This window comes from Boudabousia liubingyangii, from assembly GCF_001907245.1.
Lineage (GTDB): Bacteria > Actinomycetota > Actinomycetes > Actinomycetales > Actinomycetaceae > Boudabousia > Boudabousia liubingyangii.
The window spans coordinates 442,718-465,191 of sequence record NZ_MQSU01000001.1; the positions used below are offsets into that span (position 1 = coordinate 442,718).

Consider the following 22,474-nt stretch of genomic DNA (forward strand, 5'->3'; position numbering starts at 1 on the left):
AGTCTAGATATCAATACCGATAATCATCAAAGCTATGAAAAGAAAATAAAACTATAGATTCGATAGGATACTAGCTTTCGAGATAGTCAGCACAGATAGTCAGCAGTGTCGAATGAATGCTAGCTGAGTTTCCTGCTTCGCTTCGATAGTCTAAAGACATTTTTGATAGTGGCGAGCCATCGTCAACCAGTCCCCAAATATTTGTACCAGATCCCTTGTAGTCTGAATACTTAGATGGCAGAAATGGATTAATGTTTTGTTCTCCAGTAACAACTGCATCATTAACCATCAATACGTCGAAATATGTAATCAGGTTTAGGAAATCCATATAGGGTACATAACTATTGGAATAGATTGTAGATTGCAGTCCATACAGCGCTGCGTTCTTTGAAACGGCATCCGGTTGATTCGAGAAAACATGCAATCTAACAATTCTACGTAGCTTCGCCGGTAAGTTCGCCAAAGCTGTGAACAACTCAGTAAGGCCACGATTTTCATAGAAAGAGCCGAAAAACCCGATATTTAGCTTGTCACTAGGCAAAACATACGTAGATTCAAACGCATGATACGCTTCTTCGGGAGGGATAGGATGAGGACGCACTACACTCTTGTTTTCGACGAGTTCGCGAAGTTTACCATCATACTCTGAAAGCATGTATTCAAGCTGATTCTCATTTGTAAAAATAATTTCATCAGCGAATACAAGCGTTGCTAACTCGACCAAATGAAAGAGAGACTCAAACTCGGGAACTCTAATACCCTTTGCTTCAAGACCTCTGATTAGCGATCGGCTTACTTCATTGTCAGTTAATCCACCAGGACGAGGCTCGCCAGTAACACCGTGGCGCAATGGATCTGAAAATTCTGCTGACCACCTGATATTCCAGTGTCTTAGCTTAAACAACGCTCCGGCAACATGAGAGCCGATCCAAAGAGCCCGAGTATACATTTGCTCGTAGCCGCCATTAACCGCATTATTCTTCTCTGCAACTTGAACAGCCTTTGTAGCAAAGTCAGAAATTGCGTCCCATCCAGCAAATGAAACCGGCGAAGTAATTACATCTTTGCGATTCAGCCAGCGATCCGCTAAGAACGAGATCTTTAAATCAGTTTTTCTGACTTTCGACATATCGCAACTAATCACATCAGTGAGCAAATGTCGCTCATCGATTGCTTTCGCAGCCATGACGGCAGAGGTATCAGCATATGGCGCAAAGCAATATGCTATTGCTAGTTGCTTTACCGGTCCACGGTTAATCTGTTTCCATGGAAAATCTACTATCTGCCTGTTGCCTATTTCCTTGAGTAGCTGTTGTGTCTTTTCAGGATTTTTCTCAAGATATCGAGAAATGAAACCTGCTTGCGCTGCTTCAAGCTGTTTTCTTGCAACTAGTTGCGGACCAGATACACTAATCTTTTGGAGCTCTGAAATACAATCGAGACGCTGCAGCACATTAAAATCGAAAGACTCACTCCTTCGTGACACAGAAGTTTTAGTAATATGCCGTCTATAGTTTGCATTTTCACAATCACTTGGCACTACCATCGTCAACCTCAAGTGACGCAACATCAATGCGAAAAATACTAGGTCCTCACCACTTTCTAAGGAAGTGTTGTACCTAATTCTCTTCAAAAGTTTTGTTGGGAGTATTTTACACGCATTGAAACCAAGAATCCAAGGTACTTGGTGAACAGGAACGCTTTGGCCTGCCAGCCTTCTAATTCGTTCCCCCAGTACTGTATTTGACTCTATAACACCTTCAGGTGATACATCTACGATTGGATTCACAACCATATTTATGGGGTTCAGATGTCCAAATGAAACCTCTAGGAATCTCGGTTCAAATTCATCATCTGCATCTAAAAATGTCATATATTCACGATCCGCAATTCGAATAGCAATATTTCGTGCCAGACCGGCGCCCGAATCATTTGTTCGAATAAAATGAATTTCTAAATCTTTGTGATCATGAATAAAAGTCTCTATTATCTTGGCGCTACCGTCATCCTCTCCGTTTAAAACGACAATAGCATTAAATTTACTCTTATCAAGAGTTTGAGATAGAAGTGAATTCAGGGTCCGTTCAATCGTATTAACCGATTTGTATACGGGGATAATAATACTAATCCCCTCTTTTAAAGAAAAACTCAAGTCAGAAGTTTTGCTACTAGAAACACCGATCTCACCTTCAAGGCGAGAAATCTCCTCTTTTAGAAGAGAACTATCAAAAAAGACTTCTCGGGCGTAGTCTTTTTGGAGATTAGACAACTCAGCGGAGCTTTTCATTCTTCCTCTTCCGTTCCCACATGCGCAACGTCAACGATCCTAGCTTAGAAGCAGCTAGAGAATCATACTTTCTTTGCAACGCATCAAACCGACTTTGTAAAAGCGTAAGGCGATTAACTAGTTCTTTCTTCTCTTCATCCTGTTCTAGTAAAATTTGAATTTGCTTTTCGGTTAATCCAGTGCCAGCGATATCCCTTGTTTTCAAATCATCGTGAGAGGTATCTTCCGTTTCAGAAATCGAGAAGGATCCATACTCACTAAAATATTCAAGTAAAGAAAGACACTTGTTTCTAGACTCATTGAGTTGTTCCTCTAATGACTCAAGTCGCGATAAATATGATTCTGCTGAACCAGTGTTTAGAGATTGTCTTCCTTCAAAAAGTCCAACTAAGAAATCATTTGAAGATCTATCGCTTTCTACAGACTTTCTAAACTCTAGTTTAAAGACGTTATCTTCCTGTGAGAACATATCAAGCGTTATAGAATCGGGAATTTGGTTAAAAACAAGCTCTAGATCATCGATCGATCCGCCATAAAACAGTTGAGTTGTAATATCTTTTTTGCCACTTATAAGAACCAGGTCATTAATGTAGATAGCAAGATGTTCAAAGTCCTCGGCTATGCCTATTACTAATATTGTTTGGTCTTCTCTTACTTCAACTTCTTCAAACGATTCTATAAGGAGAGAACCATTCGGTATGAACTGCAGAAAACTCTCATCTAGATCCGACATGTTTACCAATAGATATACCGAATCTGAGCTTCCGCACGATATCGGATCACCAAGTTTCATTTAAACTCCAGTTCAATTCTCTATCTTAAAGATAGAGACATCATATAACGTCAACACCGTTTTTTATAGTTTGTCTCTCAAATTTTTCTTAATTACGGAATCTAGTAACTTAGATGCCGATTCTTCTTTTCCTTTTGCTATATCCCAGGCCCATTTCCTGTAAGTATGGGCAACATCAGAAGCTGGTCCATCAGAAATCAAATAACCTTTATGGAGCCACATAGCCCTAGTGCACATCTCTTCAATTGTCTTTGCAGCGTGAGAGACAAGAAACACTGTCCCCGCATTCTCACGTAATTCAGCCATTTTGTTCTCTGAACGTTCTTTGAAAGCTGCATCTCCAGTCGCTAAGGCTTCATCAATTAATAAAATGCGTGGATTAGCAGCCGTTGCAATTGCAAAACGTAGCCTTGAGCCCATACCGGAAGAATACGTTTCCATAGGTAAATATAGTGACTCCCCAATATCAACAAACTCCGCAATATCAGGAATAGCCTTTTCTGTCTCTTCTGGAGTTAATCCCATTGCGAGACATCCTAGCCTAATGTTTTCATATCCGCTCAAGGCCGGCATTAACGCAGCTGATACGCCCAGGAGCATTGGCTGCTCTGTTGCGAGGACAGTTCCACTTTCGGGGGGCTCCAATCCAGCAATTACCCGTAATAACGTCGATTTTCCAGAACCATTTAGACCAACTACTCCGACAGATTCACCCTCTTTGACCTCAAACGACACACCATTCAACGCTTTAACAATTGTTCTCGGACTTTTTCCGAGAAGTCGCCCGATCTTTGTAATAAAGTGTTCAGCCTTAGTTTTCTTCTGGGCAGAAGCTACACGATAAGAAACTCTCAGATTATGAGCTAACACTGCAGTTGCCCCTAAGGGCACTTGAATCGGCCCCTTCTCTAAGTAGGACTCACTGTCGTGCATACTTTACCTCCCTGCTCCAGAAAAGCAAAAATCCAATAGAGAGCATAAAAGTCGTCCAAAATAATAGGTACATCCATTGACCAAAACTCGGTAGAGAATCGTATATTAGACAGTCTCTTGCCATATCAAGAAATTGAAAAAATGGGTTCGCTCTTAAAACTGTTAATACAGTCTCGTGATCTTCGGCTAATTTTTCAACACTGAAAAATACCCCCGAGGCATAAAAAACGAATCTCATTAAATAGTTAATCACTGCTTTCAAATCAGGAACTAGATCTGTTAGATAAGTCGTCAGAAAAGTTAGCCCTAAACCAAATACTGTTTGGAGAAAAAATAAAGGCACAACCAAGAACCACTTCCAAGTAGGCCAAACTCCTTGAGGCAAAACAATAATCATTATTAAGGTGATCAACAGGACAGGAATAGAATCATAAAAATTCTTAAGACTAGTTGATAAAACTAAGGCAGCTCGTGGAAATAAAAAAGCTTTTATAACATTTCTATTAGCTCGTATCAAACCAGCGCCACTCAAAATTGCTTTAGATAAGAAACCAAAAAAAGTTACGCCGACCACCAAAAAAGGTATAAAATTATCTATTCCACGCGATGTATTAAGCAAAAACCCGAATATTATTCCATACACAAGCGCATCTAACATTGGATTAAGTACGATCCAAATCTTGCCGAGCAACATATTTCTAGTTGATGAAAACGCATTAGCTCTAGCTTCCGCTCTGATAAAAAAACGCCTTCGATACAAAGCCTTTAGATATGCAGGTATATTAGGACGACCTGTTACAGGTAACAGTAAGGAATTGTTTTCTTCAGCTGCGTTCGTATTTCTTTTGCCAGTTGATTGTCGATTATTGGTTAATCTTAACCCTGTTATCTCAGTATCATCATTGGCAGTAATACCTATAATCTCATCAAAAGATTCAACGTGCTGATTGCTAAAACCCTTGTACGCTTTAGGAAATGAAAATCCAAACTTGTCATCAACATTATTCGAAGTCTTACTTGACTTTTGGAAACCATGTTTCTTATATTCCGAAAACACTTATTTTCCCTTCGTTATAAACGTTCTAAGCTTAACCCCTTTTAAAAACGTAGGCTAATTAGTTAGTTAACATCTATAACATGAAAAACGTTTTTCTGAGTTAGCACCTTACCAGGTCATCAAAGTTTCGTTAAGCACTTCTACTTCATATAAATATAATAGGAAATGATCTGAATCATTGGTCAAACCTTCGATCGCTTTATCTAGCAGAATTAGGATTCACGGTAAATGAATAATGCTTCGAAAAATACTCTAAGAATCGAAGAGGAGATTTCAATCGGTATCGATGAGTCATTAAAGTCTGCTTACCTTAAGTTCCGCGAAAAAGACACATTTCCAAATTGGACCTTTAATTTTACGGATAGTAAGTGGATTATTCAAACCCCAAATAAAGTTTCTTTCGAGGTTCCAAAGAACTTTGAGTGGACGATTCTCCCTAGCGAACAGTATCAGTCAACTCTAATGTGGATATACTCACTGAACTGGCTCCAAGCTTACCTGCAGCAATCATCTAATCCAGACTCCGAAAGAGTTTTTTCTATCATTAGATCTTTTAGGGATTTCGTGAGCTCACCCTTAGGAGAAGAGAGGTTAGGAACTCTAACTTCAAGAGATCATATGACTGCAGAATTAATCAGATCCCTCTGCTATCTTTTGATAAAAATAGAAGACTCAGACTTAGACCAGGTACTTTTAGAGCTATTAACTAAATTCTTAAATTGGTCTCTAAACCCCGAAAACATCGCCAATAACAATCACGGGATGATGCTTTCGAATGCGATTCTCCATAGTTGTCATTTGCTAGTTTTTAGCCAAAATAAAGAGGTTTTTGAATATGCATTAATGCATTTAAAGACTATAGTATCTAACGCTTTCGATTCTAGCGGTCTATGTGTAGAAAACACTCCCTCCTACCATGCCTTCTATATTCGTTATATAGAGGCTCTCTTAAAAGAGGCAGAGTTCATCACCAAAAATGGTTCTGAATATATTCATTTCCTAGAAGAAATTCTTTCCAAAGCAAAAATAAGCCTTGCCAAAACTGTACTACCTAACGGTTTACTTCCACCTCTCGGGGACGGTCACCTCTCAAGTGTTAATCGAGATTTAGGCCTACTAAACGATGGTGATTTCTTTTCGCAAGAGTCTGGTTTCTACTGTAATCGAACGGGCAACTTATACTTCTCATTTAAATGCGGGCAATCTTCAATTACTCACAAGCATTCGGATGATAATTCCATCTTCTTGTTTTATAAAGATAAGCCGATTATTCTCGATTGTGGTTTCTATAATTATGATTGGCAAGACCCAGTAACTCAATGTGTAAAGTCTCAAAGAGGACACTCTGGTCCCTATTGGCGTAAGTTCGACCCCCTCTACCCGGCCACCTTATATAAGCAAGGTGCGGAACGTGTAAAGACTCAAATTGTTATATCGAGAGATAAAGAGTCTACATGCCTAAGTGGAATATCGACTATTGACGATCAGTATAAAACAATACGTACGATTGATATCTCATCACCTTCAAAGTTTCGAATTAATGATAAATTCGTTGGTCCCGACAATGAGGAAGCAGTTGTACGCTTTCTAATTAATCCAGATTTTTCTATCAATATTCAGGGCACATCAATATACTGCGAGAATACCGATGTTACCTTAGAGTTCAACTTTGACTTCTCGCCTAAAATTAACCTAACCAAGGGTAACTACGATCCCTCAGAATCAGGTTGGTATGCAAATGATTTTGGCATATATTCGCCCTGCTGGTGCATCGAGATTGCCCCCTCTGCACAATCGAATTCACTAAATACTTCAATTTCTCTAACCCCCAAAAACAAAGTCTGAAAGTAGGAAAAGCAAATTGTCAAACTTAAGTTTTATTCCTATTGATACCCCTTGGGTCGATTTCCTAATTTCTACCTCAGAATCCCCCACTATCGAGCAAAGAATGCTGTCATTGGGTGCGAAAGTCGTAAAAAAGAAGGGGTATACCGCTTACGTTTGGGACCGCTTAATTGGTGACTCATTTGTATCTGGACATGGGATTATTGATGGACAATATATAACAGGGCCGAGGACTCTTAAAAACACGCCAACAAGGTTTAGTGCAGGTTCTTATGTATACGTGTGTCTAAAGGAAAATTCTGCCGATATAGTTCCAGATCCATTCGGAATGGTAAAGATTTATTTCGGTAAAACGTTAGTAACTAACTCACTGCATCTAGCGGCAATCTGTGAACAGAAGATAAATATCGACAATGCATTAACGTCTACTTTTAATGACGGTGGATTCTCATTCAGCCTTAATACCTTCAATACTCCTGTATCCGGGATTTCTCTTGTCCCAGCGGGTTCTTCGCTAACCGTTAAAGAAAAAAATATAGTTATCTCAACACCAGATCAAGATGATGACTACGATTCGCTCGATCCCTCTTCCTATTGGGAATTAATTTATAAAGGTGCCCAAGAAGTGTCAGACAATCTAAATGCAGTTTTAGATTCGTCACTTCCGGTTTATTTGGATCTTTCTGGAGGTCGTGATAGCAGAGTCGTATTTGGTGCACTCATCGCCTTAGGTAGACAAAAAGACGTAATCTTTAATACGATTGCAAACCCCTCAAACGAGGGTCTACGTGCTGATCTAAATATTGCAAGTGGTCTAGTCAAATACTATGGCGGTAGCTACTCTGATAGACCGCGCACCGTAGGCTATTCTGCATATTCCACTCATGATCATTTGATGCGCCGTCGAAGTCAAGTATTTGGCACCTACCATTGGATAGTCCCTTCTGATGTTAGAGGTCTTGGCACTTTAACAAAAACGCCTTCGATTCGAGTCTTGGGTGGAGGAGGAGAGTTATACCGCGAATACTGGCGCCCCCTTCTTTTTACTTCAGCGATCCCAAAAGAAGATCCAAGCCCCCAAAACTTTCTGAATCTACTAATGAAACATCGAGGTGCAAGAACTGGCAGATGGTATTTCGAAAGGTATGTTAATGATTTGCTAGAAACCTTCGAAAAGCTTCCTGGACGCACTCTAGGAGATAAGCTGGATGCCCATTACCTACATTTCCGAAATAGATATCATTTTGGACCCCGTCAGTCTCTTTCAGAATCATTAGTAGCACTCAACATTGCAACGGTACCTTCACTGCTGAAAGCATCACGAGGACTTCCTCCAGAAGATCGAGCTTCTGGAAGAGTTTTATTTGATGTTATTAGAGCTTTTGATGAAAAACTGGCGTTCTTCGAGTTTGACAAGCCAAACGACCCAAAAATTTTCGATTCGCAGTATCACCGCAAGTCTGAATATGGCTCAACTTCTCTCGAAATAACTCCAGCCCCAGAAATAGTTTCACGTGGCTCCTTAATAAAAGGGCTCTCACCTAAGCAACCTACTTTGTCCGAGCCATCATTTGAAGAAATACTAGATTCTGAAATCTTTGCCGCATTTGACGATCTTAAAAACTCGGCACCAACATTCTCTTTTATTGCAAATAAAGAGATGGAAGAATTTATTGATTGGGCAATAAAATTTAGCCCACGAAATCGTTCCGCAATTGCTTCAAAACTGAGAAGCTTTGCTGATTACTCACAGTTCCATGCCTAGAGATCGAATTCTTCAAAACAAAGCTCAAACCAGCAATTCTACAGAGGAAACTTTTCTAAGCAAAACTCTTTCTAAGTAAGAAGATTACTTTTGGCTGTACATAACAGACATACTGATACGAACTACCCCTATGCTGTGATTCATCGAATACACCAAGTTTTCTAGCTAGGACTCGCTAATATATTCGTCATGGGAAGATTTAATCTGCGCATGCGGCTAGCTTCGATACGGAAAACACTTTGGCATTTTCGCCAAGGTGGTTTTAAGCAGGTTCAGGAGCATAATAGGCGCGCAGCTCTGCAAGCCTTCCAACCCATGGTCATCACACCGCGTACGCGAAACCTAAACCCTTTTGCAAAAACGAAAACAACTCGTGCTGGACAACCTCTAGGCCCAGATTTTGTGCGCGCCCTGGGACCGTGGCCCAATGAAAAGCCCACCGCAGGATTCCGCCCCCTAAAGGTCGGGGTCATTATGGACCCCTTCACCACCTCATGCTTCGCCCCCGAATGGGAACAAATTGCACTAGGCCCCAACACTTGGGAAGAACAGTTAAAAACGGAAAACCTAGACTTTGTCCTTATTGAATCTGCCTGGCACGGCAACAATGACCAATGGCGATACGGGCTCTCTGGCAAACCCTGGGATAAACTCCGCGCCCTGCTAACAGCCTGTCACGAACAAAAACTACCCACCGTCTTTTGGAACAAAGAAGACCCAGCACACTACGAAGACTTCCTAGAAACCGCCAGGCTCTTCGACTATATCTTCACCACTGACTCAAACTGTATCCCCCGCTACCAGGAAGACCTAGGACACGATCGAATCTACCCCCTACCCTTCGCTGCGCAGCCACAAATCCACAACCCCATCCGCCCAGAAAAAGGCTACGCCAGTCGTGACATAGCCTTCGCCGGCACCTACTTCACCCACAAATTCCCCGAACGTCGCGCCCAAATGGACATTCTTCTAGGTGCAGCCGCTGACGTATCCCCCAAAATGGACACTGGCCTAGAAATCTACTCCAGAGAAATGGGAACCAACGACGAACGCTACCAATTCCCCGCCCCCTTAGACCAGCGAGTGATCGGTTCCGTCGACTATCAACGAATGCTCACCGCCTACCGTGCCTACAAGGTCTTCCTCAACGTTAACTCCGTAACGGACTCACCAACCATGTGCGCCCGCCGGATCTTCGAAATACTAGCCTGTAATACCTCCGTTGTAAGCACCCCCTCGGCTGCCATACGTAACTTCTTCCCCGAAACCGAACTATCGGTAGTAGAAACCCAAGAAGAAGCCGCCACAATGCTTCGTGCCCTAGTAGGCTCTCCCCTACTACGCGACCGCATGAACCACCTGGCTGCCCGAAGAATCTGGAACCAGCACACCTACTCCCACCGGGCCGACACTATCCTCAAAACCATCGGTCTACAGTCAACCTCGCAACCCAGACCAACTGTCAGTGCTCTAGTATCGACCATCCGCCCCGGCCAAATAGACCACGTCCTAAAAACCGTAGCCGCAATGAACGGTGTAGACGAACTACCCGTACAACTCTGCCTACTAACCCACGGATTTGACGCACCCACTGAGCTAAAGCAGCGCGCCGCAAACCTCGGCCTAGAAAACACGCAAATCCTAACGGCCCCCGCAGACCAAACCCTAGGCGAATGCCTAAATCAACTAGTCCAAGCGGCAGACGGTCAATACGTCGCAAAAATCGACGACGACGACTGGTACGGCGCCCACTACCTATCAGACCAAATCCACGCCCTCAACTACTCACAAGCCCAAGTCGTTGGAAAACAGGCCCACTACACCTACCTAGAATCGCTAAATGCCACAGCTCTGATCAGTCCCGAACGGGAACACCGATTCACCCACTTCCTAGCTGGCCCCACCCTAGTAACCGCCAAAGAAACCGCCCTAGAGATTCCCTTTGAAAACCGAACCACCGGCGAAGACACTGCCTTCCTAACAGCAGTCGGGGAAGCAGGAGGGAAACTATACTCTGCCGACAGGTTCAACTTCCTACGACGCCGCTCCAGTCAAAACCATACTTGGGACATTAGTGACCACGAAGTCCTAAGAACCGGCAGCATAGTCACCTACGGAAAGAACACAGAAACCGTGATGTTCTAAAGCTGGTCCACAATCCAGCCGTAAAGCTCCTGCTGATAATGAAAAGGAGCCGGACCCCACTTATGTTCCGGATCAGCAAGCACCAGCTCTTCTTCCGGCTCAATCATGCCTATCTTGCTATGTTCCCGAATATGCTCAAAATAGCGTGAATACAATACATTCGCTTCCAAAGCTCGAACTCCAAAAGAAGCCCGCGTGAAATTACCTGCCAAATCAAAAGGAGCCCAAGGAACATACAAAAGGCGCGTTTTATCCAACCAGCCCTTAGAAACTAAAAACTGTTCAAAACGTTCTAAAGCAGCGCACCACAAATCGAAATGTTCATCCTCGCCAAAAGGAATCAAACGCGCCTCAGCAGGAACAAACTCTAAGCCCTCTGCCCCCAAAAGTTCATAAGAACGCGTGGAATAAGAACCATCCGGAAAAGCATAAACACCCAGACGCTCATCAACCAAATCCCAGACAATCCGATCCGCCCCATCTGCCTTAAGCTCCATCCGCTCAAACAGATCACCCTTCGCATCACCACGAACCATCCGGGACGCAAAAGAACTACCATCAGGGAAACTACCCAACAGTGCCGGATTAACCTTCGAACCAGCAGAAATCAAAGACTGGCGGGCTACATACGCCTCAACTTCAATACCTGAATCGCGCCCAAACTCCGCCATATCACGGGACACACAGGACCCATAAATGAACAAACGCTTGGCGGGGACGGCCATAAAAACCTCGAAATCACGCGGACAGGACAACAAAAGAATACCAGCGAACCCCAAAACACCCCCACTAAGGCCTCAAAAGCACCCAAAATCCCCACCTAAACTCCCAAATTATGAGCTAGGTCAATGGACTAGACCACGCTAATTGGCGTCATTATGCGGATTCCGATAAGGTTCTGACCGGTCAAACTGACCCTAAAAGCGCATCGGGCTTCCATCTTTAGAAGCAAAATGTACTTATTTAACGCCCCGGCGTGAAACTTTGCGATTACAGTTGAACATTTATGCACTGTTTACGCTCTCACCGCCAGGGCGCATTATGACCTTGTCAGCTACGCGAAAGAACCCATGTTCCCCACCGTAAATAACGCTCTAGCCCAGCCGGCCGCGCCCGGCTTCCTAGAAACCATTACCAACGGTTTCAACGCCTTCGTAGACGTCCTCTCCAGCATCGTCTTCTACGCCCCCAAAATCGGCGGCGTCGAAGTGCCCCTAATCGTTCTGTGGCTACTGGCCGGCGGTATCTTCTTCACCGTCTACCTGTCCTTCCAGCAGCTACGCGTCTCTTCCCTACGTCACTCCCGTCGCCTAGTTAAGGGCGAATACACCCGTCACACTGACCCGGGTGAAGTGACCTCCTTCCAGGCACTAGCCACCGAACTATCCGGTACCGTTGGCCTGGGTAACATCGCCGGTGTTGCCGTGGCCATTGGGATCGGTGGTCCGGGCGCAACCCTGTGGATCATCCTGGCCGGCATTATCGGTATGGCCCTCAAGATGGCCGAAGCCACCCTGGGCGTCAAGTACCGTGTCGTTGACGAGGACGGCTCCACCAGTGGTGGCCCCATGTACTACCTACGCGACGGCCTAGCCGAATTGGGCCACGCGACCCTAGGTCGCATCCTCGCCGCGATCTTCGCGATCGCCACCGTTTTTGGTGTCACCGGTGCGGGCAACATGTTCCAGTCCAACCAGGCTGCCGCGCAGCTGATCTATATTACCGGCGGCGACCAGGGCTACCTAGGTGGCAAGGAATGGGCCATCGGTATTGTCCTCGCGCTACTAGCGGGCTTCGTGATCCTGGGTGGTATCCAGAAGATTGGTGCCGTCACCAGTAAGATCGTGCCCTTCATGGCCCTGCTGTACTTGGTCATGTGTCTGTTCGTGATCATCCCCAACGTGCACCACATTCCGTGGGCGGTTGAGCAGATGTTCGAATCTGCCATCACCGGTCGCGGCATTGCCGGTGGCGCCCTGGGTGTCATGATCGTGGGTCTACGTCGTGCGGCCTTCTCTAACGCTGCCGGTATTGGTACCGCCGCGATGGCGCACTCTGCGGTGAAGACTCGCCGCCCCGCCACCGAAGGTTTCGTGGCCATGTGGGAACCCTTCGTGGACTCCGTCCTGATCTGTACCCTGACCGCGCTTACCATCATCCTGTCTGGCGTTTGGCAGACCAACCCGGAGGTCGAGGGCGTACAGATGACCGCCGCCGCACTAGCTACCTCCGTGTCCTGGTTCGACGTGCCGCTAACCATTGCCGTGGCCCTGTTCGCCTTCTCTACCGTGCTGTCCTACAGCTACTACGGCATGAAGGCCGTGGGTTACCTATTCGGTGGCTCCCGTCGCGCCGAGCAGACCTACAACGTCATCTACATCCTGCTGATCGTAGTTGGTGCCATGGCTCCGCTAGAGCAGGTTATTAACTTCTCTGACTCCATGTTCTTCATGATGGCCCTGCCGAACGTGCTAGGCCTGTACTTCCTGGCCGGCATCATTAAGAAGGAAATCATTGGTCACCGCGTGAAGGTTGACGCGGGCGTGATCAGCATTGTTCCGGAAGAAGAGCAGGCCTCTGCCGCTAATACCTCTGCTAGCGATTCTGATCCTTCGCACGTGGACGTGGCCCATGCGGAAACCGTTGCCGCTTTCGAGGCCGCCGCGGAAGCTCGTTACGATGCCCTTCAGGCCATTGAGGATGACAGCGTTTCTGATGAAGATACCGAGGCTGCTCGCTTGGCTGCCCGGGAAGCTGCCAGCGTAGCCGTAGAGACCGCTCAGGCGGCCCGTGCGATTACCGAGGCCGCTGACGATGAGACCGGTATGGTCCCCGAGGAGCACCCGGTTGATCCGCTACAGGCTGGTCACGCGACCGAACCTTCTGTCGGTAACGATGACGAGGAAGCTGAAACCGAAGAATCGGTCCAGCAACAGGCCTGAGGCGTAGTTAAGCAGGACTGAAGGATAGTCCAGCAGGCTGGAAACCCTTCCTAGTGGACTAGTGTATTAATCAACTTGACCAAAGTTTTGAGTAATACCTCAAAGTTGTTGACCAATACGCCTAAAGTCCTGTAATCTACGGGATTCGAAGCCAATAATTTTGCCTTTGCCGCCCTCGGGTGGGGAATCTGACCCCGCCCAGGGCGGCAAAGTTGTTCAGAAACTGGGAATATAAGTAAGTGTTCGAAACCTATGCCAAGCTTTATCGCCTTCCGGGAGCGTTCCTTTTCTCGCTAGCCGGATTCATTGCGCGATTCCCCATGTCGTTCATCGGGCTATCCACCCTGATGCTGATTCGGCATACTCACGGCCAGTACTGGATTGCCGGTCTAGTTGACGCGGCCAGCATCATTGGCTTCGCCGGCGCCGCCCCCTGGTTGGCCCGCCTAGTGGACCGTCACGGCCAGGCACAGGTCATGCGTCCCTCACTGACCGTTTCGATTCTGGCCAATATTGCCCTGATTACGGTTGCCCTGCAGACCGGACCGGTATGGCTACTGTGTATCTTGGCCGCTATCGCCGGCGCTTTTTCTGGCTCTATTGGCGCCATGGTTCGTTCCCGCTGGTCTCACCTACTGGAAGACCCCAAGAAGCTAAAGTCTGCCTTCGCCCTTGAATCCGCCCTTGATGAGCTGGTCTTCATGCTGGGCCCGGTACTAGCTACCGCCCTGACCGCTTCGGTTCACCCCGCCAGTGGCCTAGTGTTGGCAATCCTCTTTGCCCTATTCGGTGGCATGTGGTTCTTCTCTTTGAAGTCCACCCAGCCAGTCCCCTCTAAGACCCTTCCGGTCGACCCGCAGGTAGCTGAGCGCGGCTCCGTAATGCGTTACCCGGCCCTGTGGGCCATTGGCGCCACCTTCGTTGGTGCCGGTACCCTATTCGGCGCCCTGGACGTCTCCATTCTGGAATTCACTAAGGTTTTGGGACACCCGGCCACCTCTGGTATCCAGTTGGGCATTATGGCCGGCGGCTCCCTAGTGGGTGCGCTGATTTATGGTTCACGCGATTGGCCCCTACCCCTGTGGGCCATGTATCTAGCGGGTATGGCCCTGCTTTCCATTGGTGTTACGGGCTTCCTTTTCGCTCACACGCAGATCACCATGGGCATCATCATGTTCGTGGCCGGCCTGGTGGTCGCCCCGATTATCACGATCGCCTATTCGATTGTCGAGTTTGCCATCCCCCGCCAGCAGATCACTGAGGGCCTGACCTGGATGAACACCTTCATGAACCTGGGTGTGGCCCTAGGGTCCTTCACCGGTGGCGTGTTCGTGGACCACTTCAGTTACACCGGTGGCCTGTGGGTGACCGCGATTGCTTCTTGGTTCATGTTCTGGATTGCGCTGGCTACCTCGCGTCTGATCCGTTCTGCACTTGGTTCTTCCGGTACGTTGCGTGAGCTGGCTACCCGCCGCGCTAAGGCTTGGAAGGATGCGCGTGCGTCCCGTCCGGCCACGAAGCCGGCTAAGGGTAAGCCGAAGCGCGTTTTGAAGCCTTCTGATCATGATTACAAGCTGACCCCGGCCGAGTTTGAGGCCGAGATTGGTCTGGCTAACCCGACCGAGGACGTGCGTCGCTTCCCGCCTTCTACGATTGGTGATATTTCGGGTCAGGAAACCCAGCCGGACGTTCAGTAAGGTTTCTGGGCAAGTCGTAAAGGTGGCCGCTGAACCCACTCACACTCGGCTAGGTTCTTAATAGCTCGGCTTGTCGCCGCTACCTTAACAAAAGCTTTTAAATAAAAGTTCTCCCCGATGGTGACCCATCGGGGAGAACTTTTTAAATCTGATCTAGTTGCTTAAGTGATGACTCACTTAGCAGCAGCGATAACCTCGGCAATGCCTTCGGTAGCTGACGGGTGGGTGTAGATGCCGTCACGCAGGTCAGAGGCGGTGATGCCGTAGCGCATGGCTACTGCCACTAGGTTGATGACCTCGGCAGCTTCCGGCATGAGTAGCTGAGCACCCAGTACCTGGTCGCTGTCAGCGTCGATCACGAACTTCATGATGCCCTTGGGCTGCTTGACGATCTTGGCCCACGGCATGGTGGCCACGGCGGCTACCGGCTTGACGCCCACCTTAATGTTCTTACCGGCTTCGCGAGCGGCATCCTCGGTTAGACCGACGGAGGCTAGCGGCGGGGTGATGAAGATGGTGTTGGGGACGGCCACGCGGTCCTTGACGGAGCGCTTGCCTTCGCCGAATAGCTGGTCCTTGACGACGCGGTAGTCGTCTAGGGAGATGTAGGTGAACTGGAGGCCACCGTTTACGTCGCCAACGGCGAAGATGTGGTCCTGGTTGGTGCGGCAGTATTCGTCCACGACGACCTCGCCGCGCTTGCCTAGTTCTAGGCCGGCAGCCTCGACGTTTAGGCCTTCGGTGGCGGGCTTACGGCCGGTGGCGGCTAGGACGCGGTCACCGGACCAGACCTTTTCGTTGCCTTCAGCATCCTGGTAGTGCAGTTCAACGCCGTTTTCGGTGTCGACAACCTTGTTGATGCGGACGCCAGCGAATAGTTCCATGCCCTGGTCCTTGAGCAGTTCTAGGGCCACGTCAGCGACGTCCTGATCGCTGCGGCCGAAGAGCTTGGGGGCGGCTTCGAAGACGGTTACCTGGGCGCCGAAGTTGGCGGCTAGGGACGCAAATTCGATACCGATGGGGCCACCGCCGATAACGGCTAGGCGGCCGGGAAGTTCGGGGTTCTTCTGGAAGTCTGTGGAGTCGACGACGTACTTAGATTCGCGTAGGCCTTCGATGGGTAGCATGACCGGGACGGCACCGGTGTTGATGACGATGGTGTCAGCGGTTAGTTCTAGGGTGTCGTTGCCGGCACTGACCTTTACAGTGTGAGCGTCAACGAATTCGGCCTTGCCGGTGATGACGGTCGCGGTTTCGTTGGAGTCCACCATTTCGAAGTTCTTGGCACGCATGGCGCCGGTGAGCTTGTCGCGGAAAGCAACGGCCTTTGAGAAGGCTTCTGCGCCCTGCTGGGCAGCGTCGTTGCCGGCGGCGGTGAATACGTCAGCAGAGTGGACTAGGGCTTTGGTGGGCACGCAGCCAATGTTGATGCAGGTACCACCGTACATCTGGTCTGACTGTTCCACTAGGGCGACGGTCTTACCCTGACGGGCAGCGTCTCCAGCTAGAGTCTTGCCTGCTTTACCGAAACCAATTACTAAAAGATCAAATTTGTTTTCCATGCTCAGTACAACCATTCTGGGTCGGGTTTTATTCCAAAGTGGAAGATTTGGGGGCAGAAAGTTTGGTGCCCTGCTGGGCGAACTTGTCTTGCCCAGCTAAAGCAGAATGCTCGGCGGCCAGGGCGCCGGCGCTTTCGCGGGCGGCCTCGACGGGATACTTGGCCGCATTTTTGGCGATTTTTGCGTTCGTGGCGGCCGCTAGGTCAATGCCGCACTGGTTGCATAGTTGCAGCAGGTAGAGGAAGACGTCGGCAACCTCGTCCCGGATTGCTTCCGCGCGGGGTTCTTGGGTGGCCAAATAGGCGGCTTGGTCTGCGGGGAGCCACTGGAAGCATTCGGCCAGTTCGCCCAATTCACCAGTTAAAGCCAGGAGCAGGGACTTGGGATCGTTGAAACGTTCCCAGTCCCGCTCCTGGCAAAACTGTCGCATAAGTTCTGCGAAGTCATTCACTGACTGCGCGGCCGGCTGCTGACCTAGCTGTTCAGGCACGCTCGAAGGCTCCAGGGTTGCATTCGACGGCGGCCTTGAATACCTCTGGGGCTTCTGCCGGGTCAGAAACTACTAGGCGTAGGATCTGTTCGTACTTGGCCCCTAGGGAAACCAGCATCATCATGGATTGGGCATCTACCGGGCCGGCTTCAGCTTCCTGACCGGACTGGGCGGCTTCTAGGGTCGGGTAGACATAGGCTTCGATATCTGAATCGAAACCGCCTAGAGCGGCCGCCAGTAGGGCAGCTGGACGGGCGTGTAGACCCACCTGGTCTAGGATGCGCAGGTCAATGATATTTTCGGACTGTCCATCAGTTTCCGGGTCGCCGGTTCTCGCTTCGGCTCCGGTCGCTTTGGATAGGTCCGTATCGGTACTCTCAGGGCCTTTTTCTGCGTTCCCGGAATCCGGGATTTCCGCAGCGTATTCACCTAGGGAGCTGACTTCTGAGCGTTTCCCCTGGTAGGCGGCCTCGGCTGCGGCAGCAACCGCTTTGAGGTCGGCACCGCCCGCGGCACGGACGGCGGCCCCGGTGAGGCCTTCTACTAGTGGGGCCGCAGAGACGCGCACCCGGGAGGCAACATCCGGGTCCACGAACTCTAGGGCCATTTCGGTACTCATTACGGCGGAGCCCAGGTCAATCATGACTAGGACACCGTCGCCCTGATCAGCTTCGGTGATGGCTTCTGAGATGACGGCAGCGTCGGTACCGAAGTCGGTGCCCCCGTCGGCGCCGGCCGCGTTAATTAGCGGCACGTTCGCGTCGGGAAGCATTTGTCCGACTAGGTCGATCGCTGCTTCTGCCAGTGCGTGCGAGTGTGAAACTACGACGATTCCGATCATGCGTCAGCCCCGAAAGTCTCTACTGCGGCCTGCAGAAGCAGAGCAGAAGAGGCCGCACCGGGATCTTTCACACCAGCGGAACGATTACCAAGGTAGGAAGCACGTCCCTTGTGGGCGATCATCGGGATGGTAGCTTCAGCGGCGGCATCTGCTGCTTCCGAGGCAGCTACTAGGCACTCGTGAAGTTCCTTCCCTTCCGCGACGGCGGCATCGTAGGCGTCTAGGGCGGGGTACCACACGTCAAGCATGGTCTTGTCCCCTAGCTGGGCCTTACCGCGGGCGGCGATTCCATCGGCACCGTCACGCAATGCCTTACCGAAGGTGGCGGCATCGACTACGTGGTTTTCATCCTCGTTACCGGCAATGGCAGTGGCCATGCGAATAAAGAAGGTTCCGTAGAGCGGGCCAGAGGACCCGCCCACGGCAGACACCATGGTCATACCGGCACGCTTCAGCAGAGCGGCAGAATCAGCGAAATCACCGGCGTTGAGCTTCTGTACGCGTTCCATGCCGCGCTGCATATTAGCGCCATGGTCAGCGTCGCCAATGAGGCGGTCCAACTCGGTCAAGTCAGCCGCGTTTCGGCGAATCAACACCGCGTAGTTATCTAGCCAATTCTTGATCTGATCTGAAGTTGCGGTCATTTTTCTTTACTCTTCCCAATTAAGTGCTGGTGTGTGAACTGGGGCATCCCACAGTTGCAGCATTTCTTCATCTGCCCGCAGTAGGGACAGGGCACAACCGGCCATGTCCAAACTGGTCACGTAGTTACCAACTAGGCTCCGGGCTACCCGGACACCCTTTTCTTCTAGAATCTGCTGAACTTCACCGTACATTAGGTACAGTTCGTGGAGCGGGGTGGCCCCCATTCCGCCCAGCAGTGCTACTACCGGCGAGCCGGTAAAATCTAGGTCCTCTAGGATCGGTTCAACCAATTCTAGAGCTAGTTCATGAGCGGACTTCATTTCTGAGCGCTCACGTCCTGGTTCACCGTGAATACCGATTCCTAGTTCAATCTCATTGTCGCCCAAGTCGAAGGTGGGGCGACCAGCGGCGGGCACGGTGCAAGAGGTCAGTGCCATGCCGAAGGAACGGGTATTGTCGATGACTTTCTGTGCCGTATTCTTTACGGTTTCAAGGTCAGCGCCGGATTCTGCCTTAGCACCGGCGATCTTTTCAACGAACAGGGTGCCGCCTACGCCGCGACGACCGGCGGTGTAGAGGGAGTCCTGGACGGCAACGTCATCGTTCACGACGACGGTGGCGACCTCAGTGCCGCTCATGTCAGCGGCTAGTTCGGCGGCCATTTCGAAGTTCATGACGTCACCGGTGTAGTTCTTTACGATGTGCAGTACGCCGGCACCGGAATCTACCTTGCTGGTAGCTTCCATAATCTGGTCGGGTACCGGGGAGGTGAAGACTTCACCGCAGCAGGCAGCGTCAAGCATGCCGGCACCAACAAAGCCACCGTGTAGTGGTTCGTGGCCGGAGCCGCCGCCGGATAGTAGGGCTACCTTCCCCTGCTTGGGGGTGGCACGGTAAATGTTGTGTTGCTCTAGGTCAACATCAAGTAGTTCGGGGTGGGCTAGGGCCATACCACGAAGGGATTCAGTGACAACGTCGTTGGGGTCATTGATTAGTTTTTTCATGCAATAAGATAACCACGTCACATAGTTTCATGCAAGTATTCTGTTACCTGTAACTCAATTTGTGGCGTAATGTGCAAATTGGCGCCTTTCAGAATGCAACTGTGTGCAAAAAGTTTTCACAGTTTTCGCTTTCCCCAACTTAAACGTCATAGGCTATCCATTTGGGTTGTAAACCTGCTACTTTTAAGACATGTTCAACAACGACTCGGACCCTCAGGCCCACGGCGCAAAGCCGGCATCTAAAGCCACTTCCGAATACCGAAAACCAGAAGATCAGGAACTGGTTCCTCCAAATCCAGAGGAACTGGAAGTTTTCTGGGAAACTGCTCGCCGTTCTGCGGGCTTTGAACGTCTTAACGTGATCATTGGACAGGGTGAACTTGCATCCGTCCGCCCGCCCGCATTCCAGTTCGCTAACACTCGTCATGTTTCTGACCAACTGGCTCAGGCGGTCCTTGATGGGGTTAAAACCGCAACCGCTTCCCTAGTTGCTGAATATGAAGCTGAAGAACTGCCTCTCCCAGAGGTCGGAGAGCTCTCCATCCTTTGTGATGGCGGCGGCCAACCGGTCGCACTGCTAGTCAACACTGGGATTGAGGTCTGCGCCTTCAACGATGTCAACAGTGAACATGCTGCCGCCGAGGGCGAGGGCGACCGTTCCCTTCCCCACTGGCGGGCCGTTCATCGCGCTTTCTGGGCCACCCATTCAGCCCCCTTCTGGAAGGGTGACGGGACGGACCAGGTAGTTTGCGAAAGCTTTGAGGTCATCTACCAGGTCGGCCAGTAAGCCAAGGTTGGGCTTTAGTCCACAGTTTTAGCCAATTCAAGGTTACAACTAGGTTGCTTACTTTCTTAGTGCCTTGGGTTTGGGATAGTGGGGATGTTAAGATTTCCCCTTAGACAAACAGCGGGTTTTCGCGCCTAAAATGCGACCCGCAACCAAACAAATGAGGTCAAACACCGTGGGAAAGAAATTACGTTTCATTACCGGCGCACTACTAGGTTACGTCCTTGGCGCTAGGGCTGGTCGCGGCCGCTACGAACAGATCAAACGTGCCGCCAACAACTTCTCCAAGAACCCCATGGTTGCCAAGCCCTTTAACGCCCTCAGCAACCAGGTTTCACAAACCGTGAAGAACACGGGCCAGGTGCTCACCGATAAAGCTGCCGAGGCGCTAAAGAACCAGCTCTTCGGCGGTAATCAGAACCAGTCCAACCAGAACCACAACGCCAACTACAACGCTAACGGCGCTAACCCGACTGAACTGAACCTACCTAACGAAAACCACTAAGACCCAGACTTCGATTATGACTAACCCTCAGGACGCCTCCCCCACCCCGGAGCAGATTCGCCGCTGGCGCCGCTACCTAGCGGAAGAACGCCACGAGGCGGACACCTACCGGGCACTGGCGCGCACCCGCGACGGGGAAGAACGCGAAATCCTGAACCGGCTAGTCGAAGCTGAAGGTCGCCACGAAGCCTACTGGCTCAACCTCCTGGGCGAACACGCCCTACCCGCCCCCAAGGTACCCTGGCGTTCCCGTCTACTATCCGCCTTCGCGCTGACCTTCGGTTCCATCTTCGTCCTAGCGATGATGCAGCGTACCGAACAGCGTAGCGCCTACGATATCGACCAAGACGTCCCCGCCCAGATGGCCGCCGACGAACACGTCCACGGCGAGGTCGTACGCGCCCTCGCCGCAAAGGGACGCTCCCAGCTTTCAGGCATGTTCCGCGCCGGGGTATTTGGGATCAATGACGGCCTCGTCTCAAACCTGGCCCTGATTCTAGGTATTGCTGCGGCCGGCGCCGCCCAAAACATGGTGATCCTAGCGGGCGTTTCCGGCCTCCTAGCCGGGGCCCTATCCATGGCCGCAGGCGAATACATTTCCGTTAAATCCCAACGCGAACTACTAGAGGCCTCAGCCCCAGACCCCGCCGCTAGTACGCACCTGCCCGAACTGGATGTGGACGCTAACGAACTGGCACTGATCTTCCGGGCCCGCGGCATTCCTGAACAGGAAGCCCAAGCTAAAGCTGACGCCCTACTAGCATCCTTTGAATCCGCCCAATTAGAACCCGTCCCGCACGAAGTTAGCCCCGATTTTGAAGAGGTCGGTTCCGCGCGCACCGCCGCCATGACCTCTTTTGTCTTCTTCGCTTTAGGGGCCCTGCTACCGCTACTGCCCTTCCTGTTTGGGCTCACCGGACTAACCGGGGTCGTAGTCGCTTTAACCGTAGTGGGCATGGCGTTACTATTTACCGGTGGAGTCGTTGGGATCCTCTCTGGGCAACCACCCTTCTGGCGGGGTATCCGACAACTCTTAATCGGCTTCGGGGCCGCCGGCGCCACCTACGCCCTAGGCTGGCTATTTGGAACCAGCGGCATCTGAACAGAACCAATAACGACTGACAGCACACCAAGTTAATACCTACACCAGACCACAGATCGAAACGCAGGAAGGAA

General features: G+C 49.9%; 18 protein-coding genes. 8 read left to right on the forward strand and 10 right to left on the reverse strand.

Going from position 1 to position 22,474, the window contains the following annotated elements:
- Positions 1-70: 70 nt before the first annotated feature.
- From BSR28_RS01965 to BSR28_RS01980, 4 genes are all read right to left on the reverse strand, one after another.
- Positions 71-2,287 carry a glycosyltransferase gene (locus tag BSR28_RS01965; protein ID WP_073713192.1) on the reverse strand — a complete coding sequence of 739 codons (2,217 nt, stop codon included), beginning with the start codon at positions 2,285-2,287 and terminating at the stop codon, positions 71-73.
- Complete coding sequence (locus tag BSR28_RS01970; RefSeq protein ID WP_143237542.1) at positions 2,271-3,020, reverse strand: hypothetical protein; 750 nt, start codon at positions 3,018-3,020, stop codon at positions 2,271-2,273. The genes BSR28_RS01965 and BSR28_RS01970 overlap by 17 nt, the downstream gene beginning before the upstream one ends.
- Positions 3,021-3,143: 123 nt before the next feature.
- Positions 3,144-4,013 carry an ABC transporter ATP-binding protein gene (locus BSR28_RS01975; protein ID WP_073713194.1) on the reverse strand — a complete coding sequence of 290 codons (870 nt, stop codon included), beginning with the start codon at positions 4,011-4,013 and terminating at the stop codon, positions 3,144-3,146.
- Positions 4,000-5,070: an ABC transporter permease gene (locus BSR28_RS01980; RefSeq protein WP_083562879.1), complete on the reverse strand. Its 1,071-nt coding sequence runs from the start codon at positions 5,068-5,070 to the stop codon at positions 4,000-4,002. The genes BSR28_RS01975 and BSR28_RS01980 overlap by 14 nt, the downstream gene beginning before the upstream one ends.
- A 228-nt stretch (positions 5,071-5,298) precedes the next feature.
- Between BSR28_RS01980 and BSR28_RS01985 the strand changes: the two genes are divergently transcribed.
- From BSR28_RS01985 to BSR28_RS01990, 3 genes are all read left to right on the forward strand, one after another.
- Entirely contained in the window at positions 5,299-6,915 is a 1,617-nt protein-coding gene (locus BSR28_RS01985; RefSeq protein ID WP_073713195.1) for a heparinase II/III domain-containing protein, read from the forward strand.
- Between the two features lie 16 nt (positions 6,916-6,931).
- Positions 6,932-8,680: a hypothetical protein gene (locus BSR28_RS08910; RefSeq protein WP_143237544.1), complete on the forward strand. Its 1,749-nt coding sequence runs from the start codon at positions 6,932-6,934 to the stop codon at positions 8,678-8,680.
- 402 nt (positions 8,681-9,082) lie between these two features.
- Positions 9,083-10,825 carry a glycosyltransferase family protein gene (locus tag BSR28_RS01990; RefSeq protein WP_233120585.1) on the forward strand — a complete coding sequence of 581 codons (1,743 nt, stop codon included), beginning with the start codon at positions 9,083-9,085 and terminating at the stop codon, positions 10,823-10,825.
- On the opposite strand, the gene BSR28_RS01995 is transcribed toward BSR28_RS01990, so the two are convergent.
- Positions 10,822-11,550, reverse strand: a complete 729-nt coding sequence (locus BSR28_RS01995) for a DUF6270 domain-containing protein (protein ID WP_073713271.1) — start codon at positions 11,548-11,550, stop codon at positions 10,822-10,824. The genes BSR28_RS01990 and BSR28_RS01995 overlap by 4 nt on opposite strands.
- 345 nt (positions 11,551-11,895) lie before the next feature.
- On the opposite strand from BSR28_RS01995, the gene BSR28_RS02000 reads away from it, so the two are divergent.
- Both BSR28_RS02000 and BSR28_RS02005 read left to right on the forward strand, forming a co-directional pair.
- On the forward strand, positions 11,896-13,767 hold the full coding sequence (locus BSR28_RS02000; protein WP_073713197.1) for an alanine/glycine:cation symporter family protein: 1,872 nt from the start codon (positions 11,896-11,898) through the stop codon (positions 13,765-13,767).
- A 239-nt stretch (positions 13,768-14,006) separates the two neighbouring features.
- Positions 14,007-15,464 carry an MFS transporter gene (locus tag BSR28_RS02005; RefSeq protein ID WP_073713198.1) on the forward strand — a complete coding sequence of 486 codons (1,458 nt, stop codon included), beginning with the start codon at positions 14,007-14,009 and terminating at the stop codon, positions 15,462-15,464.
- A gap of 173 nt (positions 15,465-15,637) precedes the next feature.
- Here the strand turns inward: BSR28_RS02005 and BSR28_RS02010 are convergent, their stop codons facing one another.
- Genes BSR28_RS02010 through dhaK form a run of 5 tightly spaced genes read right to left on the reverse strand, consistent with a single transcriptional unit; the run spans position 15,638 to position 20,006 of the window.
- Positions 15,638-17,026: an FAD-dependent oxidoreductase gene (locus BSR28_RS02010; protein WP_073713199.1), complete on the reverse strand. Its 1,389-nt coding sequence runs from the start codon at positions 17,024-17,026 to the stop codon at positions 15,638-15,640.
- Between the two features lie 28 nt (positions 17,027-17,054).
- Entirely contained in the window at positions 17,055-17,516 is a 462-nt protein-coding gene (locus BSR28_RS02015; protein ID WP_073713200.1) for a nucleotide pyrophosphohydrolase, read from the reverse strand.
- A complete protein-coding gene (dhaM, locus tag BSR28_RS02020) occupies positions 17,509-18,357 on the reverse strand; it encodes a dihydroxyacetone kinase phosphoryl donor subunit DhaM (RefSeq protein WP_073713201.1) in 849 nt (282 codons plus the stop codon). Before dhaM ends, BSR28_RS02015 begins: the two co-directional genes overlap by 8 nt.
- A complete protein-coding gene (dhaL, locus tag BSR28_RS02025; RefSeq protein ID WP_073713202.1) occupies positions 18,354-19,001 on the reverse strand; it encodes a dihydroxyacetone kinase subunit DhaL in 648 nt (215 codons plus the stop codon). Before dhaL ends, dhaM begins: the two co-directional genes overlap by 4 nt.
- Positions 19,002-19,007: 6 nt before the next feature.
- On the reverse strand, positions 19,008-20,006 hold the full coding sequence (dhaK, locus tag BSR28_RS02030; protein ID WP_073708357.1) for a dihydroxyacetone kinase subunit DhaK: 999 nt from the start codon (positions 20,004-20,006) through the stop codon (positions 19,008-19,010).
- A 190-nt stretch (positions 20,007-20,196) separates the two neighbouring features.
- On the opposite strand from dhaK, the gene BSR28_RS02035 reads away from it, so the two are divergent.
- From BSR28_RS02035 to BSR28_RS02045, 3 genes are all read left to right on the forward strand, one after another.
- Positions 20,197-20,793 (forward strand): ASCH domain-containing protein, encoded by a 597-nt coding sequence (locus tag BSR28_RS02035; RefSeq protein WP_083562885.1) that lies wholly within the window; start codon positions 20,197-20,199, stop codon positions 20,791-20,793.
- 175 nt (positions 20,794-20,968) lie between these two features.
- Positions 20,969-21,298 carry a hypothetical protein gene (locus BSR28_RS02040; RefSeq protein ID WP_083562887.1) on the forward strand — a complete coding sequence of 110 codons (330 nt, stop codon included), beginning with the start codon at positions 20,969-20,971 and terminating at the stop codon, positions 21,296-21,298.
- A 16-nt stretch (positions 21,299-21,314) separates the two neighbouring features.
- Positions 21,315-22,400: a VIT1/CCC1 transporter family protein gene (locus tag BSR28_RS02045; protein ID WP_073708356.1), complete on the forward strand. Its 1,086-nt coding sequence runs from the start codon at positions 21,315-21,317 to the stop codon at positions 22,398-22,400.
- Positions 22,401-22,474: the final 74 nt, after the last annotated feature.